Origin of the sequence: Streptomyces sp. NBC_00090, assembly GCF_045160815.1 — a bacterium.
Lineage (GTDB): Bacteria > Actinomycetota > Actinomycetes > Streptomycetales > Streptomycetaceae > Streptomyces.
Genome location: NZ_CP108224.1, coordinates 2,647,313 through 2,665,605 on the forward strand (window position 1 = coordinate 2,647,313; position 18,293 = coordinate 2,665,605).

Below are 18,293 nucleotides of genomic sequence, written 5' to 3' on the forward strand. Positions count from 1 at the left end.
GGGGACGCCGTCAGGGCGCCTCGAGATGACGAAGGAGCCGTTCACCATGACGCTTCAGGCTGCCCAGAAACCGCCCGCCGACAGCAGCAAGGCGCTGTACGGCGGCAAGGGCACGCGCCGCATCACCGTCCACGACATCGCCGCCGCCAAGGCCCGCGGCGAGAAGTGGCCCATGCTCACCGCCTACGACGCGATGACCGCCTCCGTCTTCGACGAGGCCGGCATCCCGGTGATCCTCGTCGGCGACTCGATGGGCAACTGTCACCTCGGCTACGAGACCACCGTGCCGGTCACGATGGACGAGATGACGATCCTCTCCGCCGCGGTCGTACGGGGCACCAAGCGGGCCCTCGTCGTCGGCGACCTCCCCTTCGGCTCGTACCAGGAAGGGCCCGTCCAGGCCCTGCGCAACGCCACCCGGCTGATCAAGGACGCCGGGGTCAACGCGGTCAAGCTGGAGGGCGGCGAGCGTTCCCTGGCCCAGACCGAGCTGATCGTCCAGGCCGGCATCCCCGTCATGTCCCACCTCGGCCTGACGCCCCAGTCCGTCAACACCATGGGCTACCGGGTGCAGGGCCGTAGCGACGAGGCCGCCCACCGGCTGCTCAACGACGCGAAGGCGGCGCAGGACGCGGGCGCCTTCGCGGTCGTGCTCGAACTCGTACCGGCCGAGCTGGCCGCCGAGGTCACCCGCTCGCTGCACATCCCGACCATCGGCATCGGCGCGGGCGCCGGGACCGACGCCCAGGTCCTCGTCTGGACCGACATGGCCGGCCTGACCGGCGGCAAGGTCCCGCGCTTCACCAAGCAGTACGCCAACCTCCGCGAGACGCTCGGCGACGCCGCGCGCGCCTTCGCGGAGGACGTCTCCGGCGGGGCGTTCCCCGCCGAGGAACACACCTTCCACTAGGCCCTGTCGTCAAAGTAGCGCCGTCTGCCCGGAGGGCAGGGGACGCGGCGTCTGGTGCGTGCGATCGCAAGGCGCCGGGGTGCCCTCGTAGCGGAGCTACTAGGGCATTTCGGCAACGCGGCGAGCGTGCGTGCCAGACGCCGCGTCCCAGGCGGGACTTTGACGACAGGGCCTAGGGAGCACACCTTCCACCGAGGGGCGTCCTGCCTGATCGGCAGGACACCCCTGGATCCGCAGCAAGACCCCCTGGAGCCACTGCGGCACCTCCGACAGCCCGCCGACATCCCCCATCGGCGGGCTGTCGGTCATCTGTCGGGGGATTGTCGGTGGCGCCTGGTCTAGTTGCCCCCATGACGCGATCACACACCAACGCCGTCGAGGTCCGGGGCCTCGTGAAGCACTTCGGCGCGACGAAGGCCCTCGACGGGGTCGACCTGGACGTCCGGGAGGGCACCGTCCTCGGGGTCCTCGGGCCGAACGGCGCCGGGAAGACCACCCTCGTCCGCTGCCTGTCCACCCTCCTCGTCCCGGACGCCGGGACCGCCACCGTCGCCGGGTACGACGTGGTGAAGCACCCCCGCCAGCTGCGCCGCACCATAGGCCTCACCGGTCAGTACGCCTCGGTCGACGAGAAGCTCTCCGGCTGGGAGAACCTCTACATGATCGGGCGGCTGCTCGACCTGTCCCGGCAGGACGCCCGCCGCCGGGCCGACGAGATGCTGGAGCGCTTCTCCCTCACGGAGGCCGCCAAGCGGCCCGCGATGAACTACTCCGGCGGTATGCGCCGCCGGCTCGACCTCGCCGCCTCGATGATCGGGCAGCCCGCCGTCCTCTACCTGGACGAGCCGACGACCGGTCTCGACCCGCGCACCCGCAACGAGGTGTGGGACGAGGTGCATCGGATGGTCTCCGAGGGCGTCACCGTCCTGCTGACCACGCAGTACATGGAGGAGGCGGAGCAGCTCGCGAGCGAGCTGACCGTCATCGACCGGGGCAAGGTCATCGCCAAGGGCGGCGTCGACGAGCTCAAGGCCAAGGTCGGCGGCCGGACCCTGAAGGTCCGCCCGGTCGACCCGGACCAGCTGCCCGCCATGGCCGCCGCGCTCCGCGAGACCGGTCTCGACGGCATCGCCGGAGCGACCGTCGTGCCCGACGAGGGCGCGCTGTACGTGCCGATCCTCACCGACCAGCAGCTGACCGCCGTGGTGGCGCTGCTCGGCGCGCGCGGTTTCGGCATCGCCCACATCGGCACCCATCTGCCCAGCCTGGACGAGGTGTTCCTCGCGATCACCGGCCAGAAGACCGCCGTGTCCGACGAGATCAGCGAGGAGGTCGCCGCATGAGCACGACCACTGTCACCAAGTCCCCCGTCGACGCGCCGAAGCCGCCGTCGACGCGCCCCGCGCCCACGGCCGAGGGCCGGATCGGGCTGCGGGCCAATCTCCGCCACATCGGCGCCCTGGCCCGCCGCAACGCCCTCCAGATCAAGCAGGACCCGGAGTCGATGTTCGACGCCGTGCTGATGCCGATCATCTTCATCCTGCTGTTCGTGTACGTCTTCGGCGGCGCCATCTCCGGCAAGGGCAACAACGACGTCTACGTCAACTACGTGACCCCCGGTCTGATGGCGATGATGGGCATGAACATCGCCATGGCCGTCGGCGTGGGCATCAACGACGACTTCAAGAAGGGGGTCATGGACCGGTTCCGGACGATGCCGATCGCCCGGTCCTCCGTCCTGATCGCCAAGATCGTCGTCGAGGTCGGCCGGATGCTGATCGCCACCGCGATCCTGCTCGGCATGGGCTTCCTGCTCGGCCTGGAGATCCACACGTCGGTCCTCCACCTCTTCGCCGCGATCGGTCTGTCGATGGTCTTCGGGGCCTCGCTGATGTGGATCTTCATCCTGCTCGGGCTCACCCTCAAGACGGCCCAGGCCGTCCAGGGCATGGCGATGCTCGTCCTGATGCCGCTCCAGTTCGGCTCCTCGATCTTCGCCCCGACGACGTCGATGCCGGGCTGGCTGGAGACCTTCACCGACTACAACCCGCTGTCGAACCTCGCCGACGCCGCCCGCAACCTGATCAACGGCGGTCCGGTCGCCCACTCGGTGTGGATGACCCTCGGCTGGGCGCTGGTGATCACGATCGTCACGGCGCCGCTCGCGGTCACCAAGTTCCGCAAGAAGACCTGACCGGGGAAACGGAATTCAGGACTCGGCGCGCTCACTGATCGCGTCGGCGGCGCGGCCGAGCAGGGCGGCGGTCTCTTCGAGAGAGAGACCGCCGCCTTCGGCGTGTGCCGCGGCGAACTCGGCCTCGCCGAGGACGGACCGGGTCAGTTCGGTGGCCGTGGCCAGGTTCTCGCGCTCCAGCGGCGGCGGCAGGTGCCCGTCCGGGAGCAGGCCGTCCCGGGCCCCGAGCAGCGTCGCCGCGAACCGTGCGGAGGGACCGCCGAGACCGGCGAGCGCCCAGGCCGCGACGACCGCATGGACCGCCGGCATCTGCGGGGCGACCATCATCGACAGGGAGCCGAGGGAGCGCTCGTACGCCTGCGTGGCGAGGGCGAACGCGGAGCGGTACTCCCCGTCCACGTTGTCCAGCCAGGCCAGGCTGCCGAGGGTGAAGCCCTCGAAGATGGAGAGGGTCTCGGAGCCGAACTCCCCCCGCAGCGCGTGCAGGTGCTCGCGCGCCTCGGCGGTACGGCCGCTGCGGCCGAGCGCCAGGGCGAGGAAGATGCGGGCGCCGAGCAGGGGTTCGTGGCCCCAGCCGTGGCCGCCGGCCACGATCTCGCGCAGGATCGCCTCCCCCTCGTCGAGCCGCCCGGTCTCGACGAGCGTCCCGGCGTACCGGGCCCGCAACAGCGCCATCTGCGACTGGGCGCCGATCCGTTCCGCGTAGCCGATGGCGGCGGCGAAGTCCTCGGCCGCGCCCTCGAACTCGAGCCGCCGCTCGCGGGCCTCGGCCCGGGCGGCGAGCGCCTCCGCCGCGCCCCAGGCGTCATCGAGGCGGACGAAGATCTCCAGGCTCTCGTCGGCGTCGGCGGCCGCCACGACCGCCAGGTCGGCCCGGTTGGCGAACATGTTGGCGCGCATCTGGAGGGCGTTGGCGAGCTCCCACTCGTAGCCGTGCCGGCGGCAGGCCGCCACGGTCGTGTCGAGGAGCTCCCGGAGCCGGCCGGCCTCTCCGATGATGAGGACCGCGAAGATGGCGAAGGAGCCGGGCAGCCGGCAGGTCTGCGGCAGGCCGGGCTCGTACACGGCGGTCATCTCGCGGAGCCGGTGCACGCCCTCGGGGCTGGTCCAGCGCCCGGTCTCGTGGTCCATGTTGAGGAGTTCGACGAGCCGCACCCCGCGCCGGGCCTCCCAGCGCTGCTCCTCGGAGAGCGGCGGCGGCGCGGCCGTGCACGGCTCGTGCAGGGGGACGACGGGGGCGGCGGGCGGCGCGAACGGGTCGGGTCCGAGCTCGGCGGCGGCCCGGGCCCAGTGCAGGGCGTCGGTGCGCAGGTCGCGCATCTGCCAGTACCAGAGCAGGGAGTGGACGAGGACGAGCGCCTCGTCCTCGTCGCGGGCGGCGACGGCCCGGCGCAGGGCGGTGCGGAGGTTGCCGTACTCGGTCCCGAAGCGGGTGATGGCGGCGACCTGTCCGGAGCCGCGGAGTTCGGGGTCGGTACGGCGGGCCAGCTCGCGGTAGTACGCGAGATGGCGCCGCTCGGTCGCGGCCCGCTCGCCCGCCTCGTCCAGCCGCTCCCCCGCGTACTCCGCCACCGTCTCGAGCAGCCGGAACCGCATCCCCTCGCCCTCGGGACCCGGCCCCGCGACGACGAGCGACTTGTCGACAAGAGCACCCAGCACGTCCAGAACGTCCGGCCCGACCTCCCCGTCCCCGTCGCCGTCGCCCTCGCCGTCGGCGTCGGCGTCGGCGTCGGCGTCGGCGCACACCGTCTCCGCCGCCCCCAGATCACACCCGCCCGTGAACACCGCGAGCCGCCGCAGCACCGCCCGCTCCGCCCCGTCCAACAGCTCCCACGACCAGTCCACCACCGCCCGCAAGGTCTGCTGACGCGGCAACACCGTCCGCGCACCCGAGGTCAACAACCGGAAACGATCGTCAAGACGGTCCGCGATCTGCCGCACCGACAGCATCCGCAACCGCGCAGCCGCCAGCTCGATCGCCAACGGCAACCCGTCCAGACGACGACACACCTCCTCCGCCGCCCCCGCGTCATCCGCCACCCGGAAACCCGGCCGCGCCGCCGCACCCCGCTCACCCAGCAGCCGCAACGCCATCCCCACCGGCAACGGCCCCAACGGACGCACCACCTCCCCCGGCACCCCCAACGGCTCCCGGCTCGTCGCCAGGACCCGCAGCCCCGGGCAGCGGGCGAGCACGGTCTCGGCCAGGTCGGCGGCGGCCGCCACGAGGTGCTCGCAGTTGTCGAGGAGCAGCAGCATCCGCCGCCCCGCGCAGTGCTCGACGAGCCGGTCGAGCGGGTCGCCCCCGCCGCGCAGCTCCTCGGCTCCCGCGCCGCGCAGCACGGTCTCCCGGGCGCCGACGGCCGCGAGTACGGCCTCGGGGACGGCCTCCGGGTCGGTGACGGCGGCGAGCTCGGCCACCCACACGCCGTCCGGCCAGGCGTCGGCCCCGCGCTCGGCCGCCTCCTGCGAGAGCCGGGTCTTCCCGGCGCCGCCGGGCCCGAGCAGGGTGACGAGCCGGGCCGTCCGCAGGTCCTCCTGGAGGGCGGCGATGTCCTCGTCCCGCCCGACGAAGCTGGTCAGCCGGGCCCGGAGGTTCCCGGGCACGGCGGGCTTCGGCACGGTCGCGGGGGCGGGGGCGGGCGGCTTCGCCGTGGCGGCCGGCTGCGGGGCGAGGAGCTCCGCGTGGAGGGCGCGCAGGGCCGGGGAGGGGTCCGTGCCGAGGCGGTTGGCGAGGGCGCGGCGGACCGCCTCGTACGCGGCGAGTGCCTCGGCCGCGCGGCCGGTGTCCCGCAGGGCCCTGATCCGGAGGGCCTGGAGGGGCTCGTCGAGCGGGTGGGCGGCGCTGAGGGCGGTCAGTTCGGGGAGGGTCCCGGCCGCTTCGCCGAGGGCCAGGGCGGCGCCGAGCCGGGCGCGGCGGGCGTCGAGGCGGCGGGCCTCCCAGCGCGCGGCCTCCGTGTCCCGGTCCGGCAGGTCGGTGAGGGCGGGGCCGCGCCAGAGGCCGAGGGCCTCGTCGAGGAGGGCGGCGGCGCGCCCTGGGTCGTCGGCACCGAGCGCGGCCACGCCCTCGCCCGCGAGCCGTTCGAAGCGGTGGGTGTCCACGTCCTCGGGCCGGGCGTCGAGCCGGTACCCGCCGTCGGCCGAGATCACGACGGTGCGGCCGAGGGCCCTGCGCAGCCGTCCGACGAGGGCCTGGAGCGCGGCGACCGCGTCGGCGGGCGGCTCGTCGGCGTACCAGACCTCGTCGACGAGGTCCGGTACGGGCACGGTCCGGCCGGCCCGCAGCGCGAGGACGGTCAGCAGCGCGCGGACCCGCGGGCCGCCGACGGTCACGTCGGTGCCGTCGGGCGCGTGGGCGAGGGTCGGGCCGAGCAGGGAGTAACGCACGGGCCCCATTCTCCGTGAGACGGCCCCCCACTCCGGAACCAGGGCGCGCCACGGCCCGTCCCCGGTGTGTCCGGGCCGCCGTCCTCAGCGCGTCCGCCGTCCCCCGGCGCGTCCGGCCCGTCCCCCACGGAACCGGGCCGGCCACCCGGATCCGGAACTCGGCCCGGCACCCGGTACGTTTCCCGCACACCAGCCCTCCGTCCCCTGGGAGTTCCCGCGATGACCACGGCCACCAACCGGCGCCACGAACGACGGATCAGCCCCGTCTTCCTGGCGATCGTCGCCGTCATGGCCGTCACCGGCTGGGCGGTGTGGACGGACTTCGCCGCCTCGCCCGGCCTGGCGGTCTTCCTCTTCGTGACCTCGGCGTGGGTGGTGTCGCTCTGCCTCCACGAGTACGCGCACGCCCGCACGGCCCTGCACGGCGGGGACATCACGGTCGGGGCGAAGGGCTATCTGACCCTGAACCCGCTGGCGTACACGCACGCGGTGCTGAGCATCGTCCTGCCGGTGCTGTTCGTGATCATGGGCGGGATCGGTCTGCCGGGCGGGGCGGTCTTCATCGACCAGGGCCGGATCAAGGGACGCTGGAAGCACAGTCTGATCTCGGCGGCGGGCCCGCTGGCGAACGTCCTCTTCGCGCTGGTCTGCACGGCCCCGTTCTGGCTGGACGCGCTGGACGGTGTGCCCCTGCCCTTCCAGTACGCGCTGGCCTTCCTGGCGTTCCTCCAGGTGACGGCCGCGCTCCTGAACCTCCTGCCGGTGCCGGGCCTGGACGGGTACGGGGTGGCGGAGCCCTGGCTCTCGTACAAGGTGAAGCGGCAGATCGAGCCCTACGCGCCGTACGGCTTCTTCATCGTGATCGCGCTGCTCTTCGTGCCGGCGGTCAACGAGGCCTTCTTCGACGCGATCGACGCGCTGATGCGGTCGCTCGGGGTGCCGGAGCTCTCCCGCTACTGCGGCTCGCAGCTGTTCCGCTTCTGGCAGGAGACCCCGGAGTTCTGCCAGGTCTGACCGGGCGGCCCCCGGCCATGATCCGCCGGACAGGCACCCTAGCCCTCGGCGGCGGCCGACTTCTCGATCTTCGCGCGGCGGATGTAGTACCAGGCCATGTTGGAGGAGAGGCCCGCGAGGAGGATCCAGATCACACCCAGGAAGCTGCCCTGGACGAAGGAGACGACGGCCGCGGCGACGGCCAGGGCGCAGACCACGAGGGCGTAGAGGGCGAGGCGGGGCATGGGGGACGGCTCCTGTCCGGGTACGGCTGCTGGTGCCCGTCCAGTGTCCCCCATGCCTCGCGCCTCGCCGGGACCGGCTCAGATGTCGGTGACCCGGAGCCCCGCGTGGGCCTTGTAGCGGCGGTTGACCGAGATCAGGTTCGCGACGAGCGACTCGACCTGGTGGGCGTTGCGCAGCCGGCCGGCGAAGACGCCGCGCATGCCGGGGATGCGGCCGGCGAGGGCCTGGACGAGCTCGACGTCGGCGCGCTCCTCGCCGAGGACCATCACGTCCGTGTCGATCTCCTCCAGGGAGGCGTCCTGGAGGAGGACGGCGGAGAGGTGGTGGAAGGCGGCCGCGACCCGGGAGTCCGGGAGGAGGGCGGCGGCCTGCTCGGCGGCGGAACCCTCCTCGGGCTTGAGGGCGTAGGCGCCCTTCTTGTCGAAGCCGAGCGGGTTGACGCAGTCCACGACGAGCTTGCCGGTGAGCTCCTCGCGCAGGGACTCCAGGGTCTTGGCGTGGCCGTCCCACGGCACGGCGACGATCACGATGTCGCTGCGGCGGGCGCACTCGGCGTTGTCGGCGCCCTCGACGCCGTGGCCGAGCTCCTCGGCGACGGCCTGCGCGCGGTCGGCGGCGCGGGAGCCGAGGATCACCTTCTGGCCGGCCTTGGCGAGCCGGTAGGCGAGGCCGCGGCCCTGCTCGCCGGTGCCGCCGAGGACACCGACGACGAGCCCGGAGACGTCGGGGAGGTCCCACGGGTCCTTGGGGGCGGCGGGGGCCGCCTTGGGGGTGGCGGTGGAGTCGCTGGAGGAAGTCATGCGCCCGACATTACCGACCGGTCGGGCCGCCGGTGTCCGTCCCGTAGGGGTGGAACCCACCACAACCGGCCGCGCTCGGGGCGCCGCTGCGGCAGGATGCCACCCCATGGATGCCGTACGGGTCGCGCTGCTGCGGGAAGTGCTCGCCGGGACGGAGTGGCCGCGGGCGGCCCGCCGCTTCGCGGGCGCGCTCCGGTCCTCGGTCGTTCCGCACCGGGGCGGGCTGCTGCTCGTCGGCACGGAGGAGTACGAGCCCTGGCACCTGGCGGCGCACCTGGTCGACGAGTCGGCCTGGTCGGGGCTGCCGGAGCTGGCGCCCGTGCTCGTACGGCACCGGGTGCGGCCGGGTGATCCGGCGCACCTGGCGGTCGGTCTCGGGCGTCTCGAAACGGCGGGGCGCGGGGCGACGCTGCTGATGGTGGCGCCGGAGCGGCCGGACGAGGGGCTGCTCCAGCGGGTGCACGACGCCCGGCGGGCGGGGGCGACGGTGCTCTCGCTGGACGGGGGCGACGCCGAGGTCCGGGGGCTCGCCCACGAGACGCTCACGGTGGCGGAGGGGGCTGAGGTGGACCTGGACACGGTGCAGCACCTGGTGAGTGCGGCGGCCGGGGAGAACAGTCTGCCCGCGCCGCGCGGAGACCGCCGTTTCCTGGACCGCCTCTCCGCCCTCGCGGACCGGCTGACGGCCCCGCCCCCGGCCCGCTGGTAGGCGACCGGCCCACCGCGGACGCCACCGCCGACCCTGCATATTCGGTTGCCTCGGGCGTCCGGTGTACGGAACATGGCCCCTCGTGTCCTCCGCCTTCTCGAAGTTCTCCGCCCTCCTGCCCGATCTGGCGCCGTGGCGCACGTCGCGCGACTTCCGGCTCCTGTGGAGCCAGGGGCTCGTGACCTACTTCGCCAGCGCGATGGCGATGATCGCCCTGCCGCTCCAGATCAAGGAGCTGACGGACTCGCCGCTCGCGGTCGGTGCGATGGGCGCGGTCGAGCTGGTGCCGCTGGTCGTCTTCGGGCTCTACGGCGGCGCGCTCGCCGACGCCGTCGACCGGCGGAAGGTGATCGTGGGTACGGAGGCGGGGCTCGGGCTGCTCGCCCTGCTCCTGCTGCTCAACGCGCTGCTGCCGGAGCCGATGCTGTGGCCGATGTACGTGGTGGCGGCCGGGGTCTCGGCGCTCGCGGGGCTCCAGCGTCCCGCGCTCGACTCGCTGCTCGCCCGGATCGTGCCGCACGAGCACCAGACGGCCGCGGCGGCCCTCAACTCGCTGCGCTGGCAGATCGGCTCGATCGCGGGCCCGTCGGTCGCGGGGCTCGTCGTCGCGTACGCGGGTCATGCCCCGGCGTACGCGGTGACGATCGTCGGCTTCGCCGTCTCGGTGCTGATGTGCCGCCGTCTCTCCCCTGCGCCGCCCGCGCACGACGCGGAACGGCCCTCGCTGCGGGGCATCGCGGAGGGCGCGCGGTACGCCTGGTCGCGGCCGGTGCTGCTCGGCACGTACGCGATCGATCTCGCGGCGATGTTCTTCGCCTTCCCGAACACGATCTTCCCGTTCCTCGCGGACGAGCTGGACGCGGAGTGGTCCCTCGGCCTGATGTACGCGGCGGGCTCGGTCGGCTCGCTGGTGCTCGGTCTGACCAGCGGCTGGACGTCGAAGGTCCGGCGGCACGGGCTCCTGGTGGTCGGCGGCGCCGCCGGCTGGGGGCTGGCCATCGCGGCGGCGGGCTGGTTCGGGAACATCTGGCTGGTGCTGCTCTGCCTGGCCTTCGCGGGCGCCGGCGACATGCTGAGCGGACTCGGCCGGTCCACGATCTGGAACCAGACGATCCCGGAGGAGCTGCGCGGGCGGCTCGCCGGCATCGAGGTGCTCTCCTACAGCGTCGGCCCGCAGCTGGGCCAGGTCAGGGCGGGCGTGACGGCCGGGTGGACCGGCACCCGGGCGGCGGTCTGGTCGGGCGGTGTGGCCTGTGTCGCCTCGGTGGGGCTGCTCTGCCTGGCGCTGCCGAAGCTGATCACGTACGACTCGGAGACGGACGAGGACTCGCTGCGCCGCAAGGCCCAGCAGGAGGCCGCCCAGGAGGGGGTGGCCGGAGCCGTCTGAGCGGTCCCGGCCACCCCCCTGGGGGCCACGGGTCCCGGGGTCGCACCCTGGCGGTTCTACGCCCCTGGGTCACGCCCGGGGGCTACGCCTCGGGGTCACGCCCCTGGGTCACGCCCCTGGGTCACGCCCGGGGGCTACGCCTCGGGGTCACGCCCCTGGGTCACGCCCCTGGTCACGGCCCCGGATCGCGCCCCTGGGTCACGCCCCGGGGTTCTCGTCCGTGCGGTTGCTGTCGTGCCAGCGCGGATCCGTCTCCCACTCCTCGTTCCGCTCGCGGGCGGTCTCCATGGCGTGGGAGGCCTCCTCACGGCTGGCGTACGGGCCGAACCGGTTCTTCGCCGGGCACTCGGGGCCCTCCTCGACCTTCTTGTGCTCCAGGCAGTAGTACCACTCGCCCGGTTTGCCCACGGTGCGCTTCTTGAACAGGGCCATCGTCGTCGGCTCCTTCCTCCGAGACCATGCTGCCCCAGACACGGTCGTTAGACTCGCTGGCATGTCTGGCCAGTCGCTTCTCGTTCCGGGGGAGCTCTCCCCCCACCGCTCCGTTCCGGGCTCCATCCGCCGTCCCGAGTACGTCGGGAAGCCCGCACCCACCCCGTACACCGGGCCCGAGGTGCAGGATTCCGACACCGTCGAGCGGATGCGCATCGCCGGCCGCATCGCCGCACGGGCGATGGAGGAGGCCGCCAAGCACATCGCCCCGGGTGTCACCACCGACGAGCTCGACCGGGTCGCGCACGAGTACATGTGCGACCACGGCGCCTACCCCTCGACCCTCGGCTACCGCGGGTTCCCGAAGTCGCTCTGCGCCTCGGTCAACGAGGTCATCTGCCACGGCATCCCGGACTCCACGGTGCTGCGGGACGGCGACATCGTGAACCTGGACGTCACGGCGTACATCAACGGCGTCCACGGCGACAACAACGCCACCTACCTCTGCGGCGACGTCGACGAGGAGTCGCGGCTGCTCGTGGAGCGCACCCGGGAGTCGCTGAACCGGGCCATCAAGGCCGTGCGGCCGGGCCGCCAGATCAACATCATCGGGCGGGTCATCGAGTCGTACGCCAAGCGCTTCGGCTACGGCGTCGTCCGGGACTTCACCGGGCACGGCATCAACTCGTCGTTCCACTCCGGCCTGATCGTCCCGCACTACGACTCCCCCCACCACACCACCGAGATCAAGACCGGCATGACCTTCACCATCGAGCCGATGCTGACGCTCGGCACCCACGACTACGACATGTGGGACGACGGCTGGACCGTGGTGACCAAGGACCGGAAGCGGACCGCGCAGTTCGAGCACACGCTCGTCGTGACCGAGACCGGGGCCGAAATCCTCACGTTGCCCTGACCGCCCCAGCGGGTAGGTCTTTACCGACAGGACGTCGGGAACCAGTTGACTTAGGTAAGCCTAACTTGGCAGGATCGGCACTGGTTCCCGTCCCATCGGTCCCGGAGGCACGCTTTGGACACGCCCTTCTCCACCCTGATCCGTACGGCCTCGCACGAGCAGCACACGGAGGCGGAGACGTCGTCCTTCATGGGCGACCTCCTGGGCGGACGCCTGGCCGTCGACGCCTACGCCCGCTACACGGAGCAGCTCTGGTTCGTCTACCGGGCGCTGGAGGAGGGTGCGGAGGCGCTGCGCGAGGACCCGGTCGCCGGGCCCTTCATACAGCCCGAGCTGTTCCGCACGGCCGCCCTGGAGCAGGACCTCGCCCACCTGAGGGGCGCCGACTGGCGCGCCGGGGCCACCCCGCTGCCCGCCACCGTCGCGTACGCCGAGCGGGTCGCGGAGTGCGCCCGTGACTGGCCCGCCGGTTACGTGGCCCACCACTACACGCGCTACCTGGGCGACCTGTCGGGCGGGCAGATCATCCGCGACAAGGCGGAGCGGACCTGGGGCTTCAGCCGCAAGGGCGACGGCGTGCGCTTCTACGTCTTCGACGAGATCGACAACCCGGCCGCGTTCAAGCGGACGTACCGGGAGCTGCTCGACGGGGTGAACGCCGACGACCTGGAGAAGCAGCGGATCGTCGACGAGTGCAAGCGCGCCTTCGCCTTCAACAGCGCGGTCTTCCACCAACTGGGGGGCGAGTTCCCGCTCAGCGCGTGAGCGAGCGGCGCGCGAGCGTCCGGGGTGTGAGCGTCCGGGGCGCCCGCGCTCAGCGCGTGAGGGTGCCCTCCAAGCGGACGCGTCCGCCCAACTCCACGATGCCGTCAGGGCCGGGGGCAGTGAGCAGCTGCGAACCCCGGCCCTGCGTGATGTTCAGGGCCCGTCCCAGCTCCGCCGCGAGGAGCAGCGCCGCCGCGCCGGTCGCCTCGTCCTCGTCGATGCCGTCGCCGCGCCCCGGGAAGCCCCGCGCCCTGACGCGGCCCGCGGCCTCCTCCTCCCAGGCCCAGGCGTAGATCCACTCCCCCGGCTCGGGCACCTCCAGGGCGTCCACCTCGGCGGCGGAGCCGTACTGGCGCAGGGTCCGGGGCGGCGCCCATTCGGCGCGCGCCTCGATCCAGGTGAACTCGCCGTCCCCGCGCACCCACACCTCGCCGGCGGGCGGGCGGACGACCTCCAGGTCGAGCAGCCAGGCCGTGCCGACGAGCGGGTGGCCGGCGAACGGCAGCCGCAGGCCGGGGGTGTAGATGTCGACGTGACCGCGCTCCGGGTCGTCCACGAACACCGTCTCGCTGAAGCCGAGCTCCTTGGCCAGCGCCTGCCGGGAGGCCTCGTCCGGGTGGTCGCGGGCGTCCCGTACGACTCCGAGGGCGTTGCCGTGGCGGCCGTCGCCCGCACAGAAGACCCGGAGGACGTCGATGTCAGTGGCGGTCGTGTTCATGGCGGAATTGAACCACTCCGCGGTGAGGCGGCAGGGCCGCATCCGGGGATCGGGTGCGGCCCTGCCTGTTGGGGGGGGCGATTCAGGGGGTGCTCAGGACTCCGTGGCGCGGCGGCGGACGGCGATGACGACGGCCGCGCCCGCGCCGGCGATCAGGCCGGAGGCGGTGAGGAGGAGGCCGCGCGCGGAGAAGGCGGAGCCGGATCAGGGGCAGGAACAGGAACAGGGTCAGAAGCCGGAGGAGAAGCAGCCGGCCGCGTCGGCGCCCCCGGGTCCCCGGCGCGGCAGGAGCACCGTCCTCACCGTCTCCCTGCTCGCCGCCCTGCTCCTCCTCTCCCTCCTGTCCGCCGGGATCGGGGCGTACGAGATCCCGCTCGGCGACGTCCTCGCCTCGGTCCGGCACCGGATCGGGCTCGGCGGTCACGCGCTCGACCGCACGGCGGAGAGCGTCCTGTGGAACATCCGGCTCCCCCGGGTCGTCCTCGCCGTCCTCGTCGGCGCCTCGCTCGGCTGGGCGGGCGCCCTGATGCAGGGCGTGTTCGGCAACCCGCTCGCCGAGCCCGGGGTCATCGGCATCTCGGCGTGCGCGGCCGTCGGCGCGGTCGGCGCGATCGCGCTCGGGCTCACCTTCCTCGGGAACTGGACGGTGACCGTCTGCGCCTTCGTCGCCGGTCTCGCGACCGTGCTGCTCGTGTACGCGATGTCCCGCTCGGGCGGCCGTACGGAGGTGGTGACCCTCATCCTCACCGGCATCGCCGTGAACGCCTTCGCGGGCGCGCTGATCGGCCTCTTCATCTTCTTCGCCGACAACGCGCAGGTCACCCAGATCACCTTCTGGCAGCTCGGCTCGCTCGCCCAGGCCACCTGGCCCAAGGTCCTCGCCGTGCTGCCCTGCGCGCTCCTCGGTCTGGCCGTCGCCCCCTTCCACTCCCGCCGGCTCGACCTGCTCGCGCTCGGCGAGCGGCCCGCCCGGCACCTGGGCGTGGACGTGGAGCGGCTGCGGGTCGCCCTGATCCTGGTGGTGGCGCTGCTCACCGCGGCGGCGGTCGCGGTCGCCGGGATCATCACCTTCGTCGGTCTGCTCGTCCCGCACCTGCTGCGGATGGCGAACGGCCCCGGCCACCGCTTCCTGGTGCCGGGCAGCGCGCTGGGCGGCGCGGTCGTCCTCGCGGCCGGCGATCTCGCGGCCCGGACGGTCGCGGGGACGGCCGAACTCCCCCTGGGCGTCCTCACCGCCCTCCTCGGCAGCCCCTTCTTCTTCTGGCTGCTGCGCAGGACCCGTCGTAGGCAAGGTGGTTGGGCATGACATCCGTACGGCTCCGAGGACTGCTCCCGAACCGGCGCACACGCACGCTGCCCTCCCCCGCCGCGCGCGGTGAACTCGTCGCCGAGGCCCTCGGGCTCCGGGTCGCGCTGGGCGGCCGGGCGGTGCTCGACGGGGTCGGGATCGAGGTGCGGGCCGGGGAGGTCCTGGCCCTGGTGGGTCCCAACGGGGCCGGGAAGTCGACGCTGCTCGCCGCGCTCGCCGCCGACCTCGCCCCGAGCGCCGGGGAGGTGCGGATCGGGGGGCGGCCCGCCGGTGACTGGTCGGCCGGTGAACTCGCCCTGCGCCGGGCCGTGCTGCCGCAGGCCGCCGCGCTCTCCTTCCCCTTTCCCGTCGCCGAGGTGGTGCGGATGGGGCGGGCCCCGTGGGCCGGGACCGAGCGGGCGGACGAGGACGGGGCGGCCGTCGCGGGGGCGATGGCGGCGACCGAGGTCGAGGCCTTCGCCGAGCGCCCGTTCTCCGCGCTGTCGGGCGGCGAGCGGGCCCGGGTCGCGCTCGCCCGCGTCCTCGCCCAGCGGGCCGGGCTCCTGCTGCTCGACGAGCCGACCGCCGCACTCGACCTGCGCCACCAGGAACTGGTGCTCCGGGTCTGCCGGGAGCGTGCGGCGGCCGGGGACGCGGTGGTCGTCGTCCTGCACGACCTGGGGCTCGCCGCCGCCCACGCGGACCGGGTCGTGGTGCTGCACGGCGGACGGATCGCGGCGGACGGCCCGCCGTCCGAGGTGCTCGACGCGGAGGTCCTGAGCCGGGTCTACCGGCAGCCGGTGGAGGTCTTCCCGCACCCGCGGACCGGGGTCCCCCTCGTCGTGCCGATCCGCACCGGCACATGACACCGAACCGGACAAACCCCCCCTCCTTGACCGGCTCTTGACCGCACCATGAGGTATCCATGAGACCCCTGTGACCGGCCTGTGTCCGGTCCGCCGGAGCTGAGAGCTGAATCACGGAACGAGTGGGTACGGCTCAGGTAAGCCTCGGTTAAGTTAGGTCCGCCTCACCCCCGTCCCCGCGTTCCTGGAGTCCCCATGCGAGCCGTCCGCCTCTCCGTCGTCACCGCCGCCGCGACCGCGGCCGCCCTGACCGCCGTCACGGGCTGCGCCGAGAAGAGCGACGCCAAGGCGGGGGACGGTGCGGTCACCGTCGTCGCCAAGGACGACTCCTGCGAGGTGTCGAAGAAGGAGTTCCCGGCCGGTCACGTGACGCTCACGGTGGAGAACCGCGGCTCCAAGGTCACCGAGGTCTACGTCCTCTACCCGGACGACCGGATCGTCACCGAGCGCGAGAACATCGGCCCCGGCACCAAGGCCACGATCACCGCCGAGATCAAGGCCGGCGACTACACGATCGCCTGCAAGCCCGGCATGGTCGGCGACGGCATCCGCCAGCAGGTGAAGCTCACCGGCAACGGCGCCGTCACCGCGAAGCGCTCCCCGGAGATGGACGCGGCCGTCGCCGCCTACCGCCAGTACGTCCAGGCGCAGGCCGACGCCACCCTCCCCAAGGTGAAGGTCTTCACCGACGCCGTCCGCGCCGGGAACGTCGAGGCCGCCAAGAAGGCCTACGCCGAGTCCCGCATCGGCTGGGAGCGCACCGAGCCGGTCGCCGAGTCCTTCGGCGACATCGACCCCAAGGTCGACGTCCGCGAGGACGGCCTGGAGGAGGGCCAGGACCCGGCGAAGGACTGGACCGGCTGGCACCGCCTGGAGAAGGCGCTCTGGCAGGACAAGAAGCTCGGCGCCGCCGAGAAGACCCTCGCGGACACCCTGGACAAGGACCTCGCGGACTGGGTGAAGCGGGTCGGCAAGGCCGAGATCACCCCGACCTCGATGGCCAACGGCGCCAAGGAGCTCCTGGACGAGGTCGCCACCGGCAAGGTCACCGGCGAGGAGGAGCGCTACTCCCACACCGACCTCGTCGACTTCAAGGCGAACGTCGAGGGCGCGCAGAAGTCCTTCGAGCTGCTCAAGCCGGTCGCCACGAAGAACGACCCGAAGCTCGTCGCCGAACTGGACAAGCAGTTCGCCGCGCTGAACACGCTGCTCGACAAGTACCGCACGGACAAGAGCGGCTACGTCTTCACCTCGTACGACAAGGTCGGCAAGGCCGAGCGCAAGGAGCTGTCGGACGGCGTCAACGCGCTGGCCGAGCCGCTCTCCAAGCTCGCCGCCGCCGTCGTCAAGTAACCAGCAGCCGGAAGCAGGGGACACGGACATGTCCGAGGAGACCCAGGAGCAGTCGCCGGCGGCCGAGGCCGCCGCGCCCTCCCGTCGTACGGTCATCGGCTGGGGCGGTGCCGGGCTCGCGCTCGGTGCCGCGGCGGCCGGCGGCGCCGTCGTGCTGGCCCCGGACGGGGGCGGTACGGTGCCCGTCGCCGACAGCGGCTCGGCCGTGCCCTTCCACGGCGCGCACCAGGCCGGTATCGCCACCGCCGTCCAGGACCGGCTGCACTTCGCCGCGTTCGACGTGAGGACGACGGACCGCGCGGAGCTGATCCAGCTCCTCAAGGACTGGACGCGGGCCGCCGAGCGGATGACGGCGGGCCAGGAGGTCGGCGAGGGCGCGTACGGCGGCCTGGCGGAGGCGCCGCCGGACGACACCGGCGAGGCCCTCGGCCTCAAGCCCTCCCGGCTCACCCTCACGATCGGCTTCGGCCCCTCGCTCTTCGACGGGCGGTTCGGGCTCAAGGACAAGCGGCCCGGGGCCCTGGTGGAGCTGCCCAAGTTCCCCGGCGACAACCTGGATCCGGCGCGCAGCGGCGGCGACCTCTGCGTCCAGGCCTGCGCGGACGACCCGCAGGTCGCCGTGCACGCCATCCGGAACCTCGCGCGGATCGGCTTCGGCAAGGTCGCGGTGCGCTGGTCGCAGCTGGGCTTCGGCAAGACGTCCTCGACGACCCCGGACGCCCAGACCCCGCGCAACCTCTTCGGCTTCAAGGACGGCACCCGCAACATCGCGGGCACCGACACCGAGCGGCTCGCGAAGCACGTGTGGGTCTCCGGGAAGGACGCCGAGGGCCCGGCGGCCTGGATGGACGGCGGTTCGTACCTGGTCGCCCGGCGCATCCGGATGAACGTCGAGACCTGGGACCGCACCCCCCTCGGCGAGCAGGAGGACATCTTCGGCCGCGACAAGCGCGAGGGCGCCCCCGTCGGCAAGGCCAAGGAGCACGACGAGCCGTTCCTGAAGGCGATGAAGCCGGACTCGCACGTCCGGCTCGCCCACCCGGACACCAACGGCGGGGCGACGATCCTGCGCCGCGGCTACTCGTTCACGGACGGCACGGACGGCCTCGGCCGGCTGGAGGCGGGCCTGTTCTTCCTGGCGTACCAGAAGGACGTCCGTACCGGCTTCGTCCCGGTGCAGACCTCGCTGTCCCGCGCCGACGTCCTCAACGAGTACATCCAGCACGTGGGTTCGGCGCTCTTCGCGATCCCGCCGGGCGTCCGGGACAAGGACGACTGGTGGGGCCGGGCGCTGTTCGCGTGACGCCTCACGTGACCCCTCATGTG

17 protein-coding genes are annotated in these 18,293 nt (G+C 73.0%); 12 read left to right on the plus strand and 5 right to left on the minus strand.

Features of this window, described 5'->3' with window-relative positions; translation table 11 throughout:
- The first annotated feature begins 46 nt into the window (after positions 1 to 46).
- The 3 genes from panB to OG361_RS11690 all read left to right on the plus strand — a co-directional run bounded on the left by panB (position 47) and on the right by OG361_RS11690 (position 3,104).
- Positions 47 to 910, plus strand: coding sequence for a 3-methyl-2-oxobutanoate hydroxymethyltransferase (gene panB / locus OG361_RS11680; RefSeq protein WP_405853258.1), 864 nt, complete (start codon positions 47 to 49; stop codon positions 908 to 910).
- 350 nt (positions 911 to 1,260) lie between these two features.
- A complete protein-coding gene (locus OG361_RS11685; RefSeq protein WP_405853259.1) occupies positions 1,261 to 2,253 on the plus strand; it encodes an ATP-binding cassette domain-containing protein in 993 nt (330 codons plus the stop codon).
- Complete coding sequence (locus tag OG361_RS11690) at positions 2,250 to 3,104, plus strand: ABC transporter permease (RefSeq protein ID WP_405853260.1); 855 nt, start codon at positions 2,250 to 2,252, stop codon at positions 3,102 to 3,104. Before OG361_RS11685 ends, OG361_RS11690 begins: the two co-directional genes overlap by 4 nt.
- Before the next feature lie 15 nt (positions 3,105 to 3,119).
- Here OG361_RS11690 and OG361_RS11695 read toward each other — a convergent pair whose 3' ends face one another.
- Positions 3,120 to 6,491 (minus strand): BTAD domain-containing putative transcriptional regulator, encoded by a 3,372-nt coding sequence (locus tag OG361_RS11695; protein WP_405853261.1) that lies wholly within the window; start codon positions 6,489 to 6,491, stop codon positions 3,120 to 3,122.
- Positions 6,492 to 6,710: 219 nt separating this feature from the next.
- Between OG361_RS11695 and OG361_RS11700 the strand changes: the two genes are divergently transcribed.
- A complete protein-coding gene (locus tag OG361_RS11700; RefSeq protein ID WP_405853262.1) occupies positions 6,711 to 7,505 on the plus strand; it encodes a site-2 protease family protein in 795 nt (264 codons plus the stop codon).
- A gap of 38 nt (positions 7,506 to 7,543) precedes the next feature.
- Here the strand turns inward: OG361_RS11700 and OG361_RS11705 are convergent, their stop codons facing one another.
- Together OG361_RS11705 and npdG are read right to left on the minus strand one after the other, a co-directional pair.
- Positions 7,544 to 7,783, minus strand: coding sequence for a hypothetical protein (locus OG361_RS11705; RefSeq protein WP_384573020.1), 240 nt, complete (start codon positions 7,781 to 7,783; stop codon positions 7,544 to 7,546).
- A gap of 24 nt (positions 7,784 to 7,807) precedes the next feature.
- Positions 7,808 to 8,530, minus strand: coding sequence for an NADPH-dependent F420 reductase (gene npdG, locus OG361_RS11710; RefSeq protein ID WP_405853263.1), 723 nt, complete (start codon positions 8,528 to 8,530; stop codon positions 7,808 to 7,810).
- A gap of 106 nt (positions 8,531 to 8,636) precedes the next feature.
- Here npdG and OG361_RS11715 point away from each other — a divergent pair, with 106 nt between their 5' ends.
- Both OG361_RS11715 and OG361_RS11720 read left to right on the plus strand, forming a co-directional pair.
- Complete coding sequence (locus OG361_RS11715) at positions 8,637 to 9,239, plus strand: hypothetical protein (RefSeq protein ID WP_405853264.1); 603 nt, start codon at positions 8,637 to 8,639, stop codon at positions 9,237 to 9,239.
- 82 nt (positions 9,240 to 9,321) lie between these two features.
- Positions 9,322 to 10,626, plus strand: coding sequence for an MFS transporter (locus tag OG361_RS11720; RefSeq protein ID WP_405853265.1), 1,305 nt, complete (start codon positions 9,322 to 9,324; stop codon positions 10,624 to 10,626).
- Positions 10,627 to 10,824: 198 nt separating this feature from the next.
- Here the strand turns inward: OG361_RS11720 and OG361_RS11725 are convergent, their stop codons facing one another.
- Entirely contained in the window at positions 10,825 to 11,058 is a 234-nt protein-coding gene (locus tag OG361_RS11725) for a hypothetical protein (RefSeq protein ID WP_384573031.1), read from the minus strand.
- A gap of 61 nt (positions 11,059 to 11,119) precedes the next feature.
- Here OG361_RS11725 and map point away from each other — a divergent pair, with 61 nt between their 5' ends.
- Together map and OG361_RS11735 are read left to right on the plus strand one after the other, a co-directional pair.
- Complete coding sequence (map, locus tag OG361_RS11730) at positions 11,120 to 11,977, plus strand: type I methionyl aminopeptidase (RefSeq protein WP_405853266.1); 858 nt, start codon at positions 11,120 to 11,122, stop codon at positions 11,975 to 11,977.
- Between the two features lie 114 nt (positions 11,978 to 12,091).
- Positions 12,092 to 12,742 carry a heme oxygenase (biliverdin-producing) gene (locus OG361_RS11735; RefSeq protein ID WP_405853267.1) on the plus strand — a complete coding sequence of 217 codons (651 nt, stop codon included), beginning with the start codon at positions 12,092 to 12,094 and terminating at the stop codon, positions 12,740 to 12,742.
- A 49-nt stretch (positions 12,743 to 12,791) separates the two neighbouring features.
- Here OG361_RS11735 and OG361_RS11740 read toward each other — a convergent pair whose 3' ends face one another.
- Positions 12,792 to 13,460: a PhzF family phenazine biosynthesis protein gene (locus tag OG361_RS11740; protein WP_405853268.1), complete on the minus strand. Its 669-nt coding sequence runs from the start codon at positions 13,458 to 13,460 to the stop codon at positions 12,792 to 12,794.
- Between the two features lie 124 nt (positions 13,461 to 13,584).
- Between OG361_RS11740 and OG361_RS11745 the strand changes: the two genes are divergently transcribed.
- The 4 genes from OG361_RS11745 to efeB all read left to right on the plus strand — a co-directional run bounded on the left by OG361_RS11745 (position 13,585) and on the right by efeB (position 18,270).
- The gene (locus tag OG361_RS11745; RefSeq protein WP_405853269.1) at positions 13,585 to 14,766 is read left to right on the plus strand and encodes a FecCD family ABC transporter permease; all 1,182 of its coding nucleotides are present in this window, start codon (positions 13,585 to 13,587) and stop codon (positions 14,764 to 14,766) included.
- Positions 14,763 to 15,614 carry a heme ABC transporter ATP-binding protein gene (locus OG361_RS11750; protein ID WP_405853270.1) on the plus strand — a complete coding sequence of 284 codons (852 nt, stop codon included), beginning with the start codon at positions 14,763 to 14,765 and terminating at the stop codon, positions 15,612 to 15,614. Before OG361_RS11745 ends, OG361_RS11750 begins: the two co-directional genes overlap by 4 nt.
- Before the next feature lie 195 nt (positions 15,615 to 15,809).
- Positions 15,810 to 16,967 (plus strand): iron uptake system protein EfeO, encoded by a 1,158-nt coding sequence (gene efeO, locus OG361_RS11755; protein WP_405853271.1) that lies wholly within the window; start codon positions 15,810 to 15,812, stop codon positions 16,965 to 16,967.
- A 28-nt stretch (positions 16,968 to 16,995) separates the two neighbouring features.
- Complete coding sequence (gene efeB, locus OG361_RS11760; protein ID WP_405853272.1) at positions 16,996 to 18,270, plus strand: iron uptake transporter deferrochelatase/peroxidase subunit; 1,275 nt, start codon at positions 16,996 to 16,998, stop codon at positions 18,268 to 18,270.
- Positions 18,271 to 18,293: the final 23 nt, after the last annotated feature.

Coding starts and splice junctions, on each gene's coding strand:
- OG361_RS11725 (WP_384573031.1), bottom strand. CDS start 11,058: ATGGCCCTGTTCAAGAAGCGCACCGTGGGCAAACCGGGCGAGTGGTAC.
- efeB (WP_405853272.1), top strand. CDS start 16,996: ATGTCCGAGGAGACCCAGGAGCAGTCGCCGGCGGCCGAGGCCGCCGCG.
- map (WP_405853266.1), top strand. CDS start 11,120: ATGTCTGGCCAGTCGCTTCTCGTTCCGGGGGAGCTCTCCCCCCACCGC.
- efeO (WP_405853271.1), top strand. CDS start 15,810: ATGCGAGCCGTCCGCCTCTCCGTCGTCACCGCCGCCGCGACCGCGGCC.
- npdG (WP_405853263.1), bottom strand. CDS start 8,530: ATGACTTCCTCCAGCGACTCCACCGCCACCCCCAAGGCGGCCCCCGCC.
- OG361_RS11690 (WP_405853260.1), top strand. CDS start 2,250: ATGAGCACGACCACTGTCACCAAGTCCCCCGTCGACGCGCCGAAGCCG.
- OG361_RS11700 (WP_405853262.1), top strand. CDS start 6,711: ATGACCACGGCCACCAACCGGCGCCACGAACGACGGATCAGCCCCGTC.
- OG361_RS11740 (WP_405853268.1), bottom strand. CDS start 13,460: ATGAACACGACCGCCACTGACATCGACGTCCTCCGGGTCTTCTGTGCG.
- OG361_RS11705 (WP_384573020.1), bottom strand. CDS start 7,783: ATGGGGGACACTGGACGGGCACCAGCAGCCGTACCCGGACAGGAGCCG.
- OG361_RS11715 (WP_405853264.1), top strand. CDS start 8,637: ATGGATGCCGTACGGGTCGCGCTGCTGCGGGAAGTGCTCGCCGGGACG.
- OG361_RS11685 (WP_405853259.1), top strand. CDS start 1,261: ATGACGCGATCACACACCAACGCCGTCGAGGTCCGGGGCCTCGTGAAG.
- OG361_RS11750 (WP_405853270.1), top strand. CDS start 14,763: ATGACATCCGTACGGCTCCGAGGACTGCTCCCGAACCGGCGCACACGC.
- OG361_RS11745 (WP_405853269.1), top strand. CDS start 13,585: ATGACGACGGCCGCGCCCGCGCCGGCGATCAGGCCGGAGGCGGTGAGG.
- panB (WP_405853258.1), top strand. CDS start 47: ATGACGCTTCAGGCTGCCCAGAAACCGCCCGCCGACAGCAGCAAGGCG.